Origin of the sequence: Alteromonas gracilis (genome assembly GCF_043642145.1) — a bacterium.
In the GTDB taxonomy this organism is placed as follows: Bacteria; Pseudomonadota; Gammaproteobacteria; order Enterobacterales; family Alteromonadaceae; genus Alteromonas; species Alteromonas gracilis_B.
Genome location: NZ_JBHZRZ010000028.1, coordinates 1 through 2,640 on the forward strand (window position 1 = coordinate 1; position 2,640 = coordinate 2,640).

Genomic DNA, 2,640 nt, shown 5'->3' on the forward strand with positions numbered 1-2,640 from the left:
GTAACCATTGTTTAGTAACAACTTTACAACTGGCTTTTTAATCTTGTGATATTCATGCATTCTGATTTACGTATAACTTTAAGCTAAGCGGCGCTTGGCATGTGGGCTAAAATCCCGAGCGGAGCGAGTTAGCCCACATGTTAGCGTCCGAGCGACCGAAGGGAGTGGTCTTTAGCGCTTTGTTAGGCACTGCCACCATTATTCCCAAAAGAGCTAGGTTCACAGTATTTTTCAAGAACTGCGGGGTGTTCTTGAGCCAACTTGAATAGGAAGTCAGCCAAACCTTGATTGAGTTTTTTAATGAGTATTTCTATCTCCAATACCTGTTCAAGATCTAACAATAAACCTTCATTAAACTGGAAAAATGGCATTTTGAGTTTGGTGTCCAATACTGGAAACGTCGTTGTCCTAAAATGCATTTCTTCCTCAGATGAATGAGCAACAATTTTGTTTCTCAACTCCGAGACCTTTTTAATTAGTGCTTTATCTTCTGGAGTTAGCCTTATTCCAATAGCCCTTAACCCAATTGTAGTACCTCCCCTTGTTTGTTCGAAGGGGCGTGAAAAAGAGACTATTAGAGAAGATTCGTAGCACCTAAAACGCCGTAGGCTTACTTTGTCATATTGTTCTTTGAAATCACAAGTTTCAAGAAGAAAAGTAAGAGACGACAGGGCTTGCTGAAAATCCCAAACGGAATAAATTATTCTTGTTAATTGTTGCTCAGTAATTTCCATAGTGCCTAACTTTTAAATAAGGGGCGCAGGCATGTGGGGCATAATGGCGAAGCCGCCCCGCGTGTATGCGTCCCAGCGAACGAAGTGAGTGTGTTGATTGGGTTGTTATATGCGTTCATGTACATCCTTGAACGCTCTCGTCATTAAAAATATGCCAAGCCCTGATAGCAACCCAATAACATTACTTACGATAAAAATACCACTTTCATTACTTAGTAGGGGGATAATATAAACTGTAGCAGGGATTGCCACTATATTTGCAGCTAGGATGATGAGTAGACCCACTTTGAAAAATGTAGATGCTTTAGTTTTTTGTTTACGGATAACAAAAAATGAAATGAGTATGAAAAGAATAAAACTGATATTAACTAATAAAGTCGGTATCAAAACATCCATTTAATTACCCCTTTCCGGAAGAGCATATAACTTTTGAATAAGGGGCGCAGGCGCGTGGGCCATAATGCGAAGCAGCCCACGTGTATGCGTCCCAGCGAACGAAGTGAGTGACTTAATTTTTTTGTTATGTGCCACTTCTAAAAACTACCTTTTACCGATAGAGTTTTTCCACCTTTCCAGTCAAGTTCTTTGCGAACTTTGAAGTCTAAAATCATGTGGGCATTTGAACCATAATTTAATAAGTAATTAATAACATCAGCTTTAACTGTCCATGTAGTTGCAACTAACTGTAAACCGCTATCAGTAGGTTTTATTATTGCCAAGTGTCCAGCAGTATGCCGATAAAAACCTGTAGGAATGGTAACGGTTTTAGTTTGACACCATTCTTCTATTATTTCTTGATACTTCGACTTTGGCATGTATCTTCCCTTGGCACATAACTTTTAAATATGGGGCACAAACAGGCAGGCTACAATGGCGAAGCCGCCTGCCTGTTTGTGTCCCAGCCCGCTTGCGGGCGACATAATTTTTTTGTTAGGCATGTTCCCACCACGAAGAGCTAAGATAGTTTATTGGGATGTCATTTTCCCAAGGGTCAATGCCCTGCTTTTCTAGGGAATCAAACCATTCATCTCTTCTGGATATTGGCAATTTCGCACCACACCAATTGCAATATTCTAAGATTAAATATTCGTAGCCACTGCTTAATTTAAGACCGAATTCTTGATACGCACTACTGTAGTATATTGGAAATCCTTTATCTTTAACCGCTTCTTCCATATCTGTACAGCAACACTTTGGAAGTGATTGCCGTTCGTTTTTCAGCATCATTACTATGGTCATATTGCGAAATGCCTAACTTTTAAATAAGGGGCGCAGGCATGTGGGGCATAATGGCGAAGCCGCCCCGCATGTTTGCGTCCCAACGAACGAAGTGAGTGACTTAATTTTTTTGTTAGGTGGCATTTGTTTAAAACGAAGTGCTGACTATTTGATACATCCACCATGAACAAACACCGACTTGAATTGTAAAAAATAGAAACCTTATCTGGGTTGCAATGTTGCTCCCTGAAAGCAAATGAGTAAATGATTGGGCTATTCTTGCAAACAGACAAAGTAAAGAAAGTGAGTTCGTTATGTCGGTTGTATTAGTGATGACAGCTAAAATGAGAGTGCCACCAAATATTGGGAAAAATTCATAGCAATTTGCATGTGCTCGAGTAAGTCTGTGCCCGAATTCAGTCGTATCGCTGCCGCTTGTATTGAAGCTATTTGATTTTCGACCAGAGGAAATGACCAAATAAGTGCGAAATGCTTCTAATGCAAGCAATAGCACTAACATCCAAGTAATGTATCCAGAAATCGCTAAAATAGTTAAATTCATAGAAGTTCCTTTTCTTCGTTTATTCCACTGATTTATCAGTGTGCGCTGACACTGGTCTTACCCACTAAAAGTGGACATCCATGTTAAGCGTATGTCGCTTCGTATTCATATGGGCTGACATAGCCC

The 2,640-nt window shown here is 40.0% G+C and carries 5 protein-coding genes; all 5 read right to left on the bottom strand.

Annotation, left to right across the window (positions count from 1 at the left end):
* Window positions 1-182: 182 nt before the first annotated feature.
* The gene (locus ACHUFN_RS20085) at window positions 183-734 is read right to left on the bottom strand and encodes a hypothetical protein (protein ID WP_394224504.1); all 552 of its coding nucleotides are present in this window, start codon (window positions 732-734) and stop codon (window positions 183-185) included.
* 105 nt (window positions 735-839) lie between these two features.
* Window positions 840-1,130 (bottom strand): hypothetical protein, encoded by a 291-nt coding sequence (locus tag ACHUFN_RS20090; protein WP_394224505.1) that lies wholly within the window; start codon window positions 1,128-1,130, stop codon window positions 840-842.
* Window positions 1,131-1,267: 137 nt separating this feature from the next.
* Window positions 1,268-1,549, bottom strand: a complete 282-nt coding sequence (locus ACHUFN_RS20095; RefSeq protein ID WP_394224506.1) for a hypothetical protein — start codon at window positions 1,547-1,549, stop codon at window positions 1,268-1,270.
* A 115-nt stretch (window positions 1,550-1,664) separates the two neighbouring features.
* Window positions 1,665-1,973 (bottom strand): DUF6980 family protein, encoded by a 309-nt coding sequence (locus ACHUFN_RS20100; RefSeq protein WP_394224483.1) that lies wholly within the window; start codon window positions 1,971-1,973, stop codon window positions 1,665-1,667.
* A 127-nt stretch (window positions 1,974-2,100) separates the two neighbouring features.
* Window positions 2,101-2,514 carry an MAPEG family protein gene (locus tag ACHUFN_RS20105; protein WP_394224507.1) on the bottom strand — a complete coding sequence of 138 codons (414 nt, stop codon included), beginning with the start codon at window positions 2,512-2,514 and terminating at the stop codon, window positions 2,101-2,103.
* Window positions 2,515-2,640: the final 126 nt, after the last annotated feature.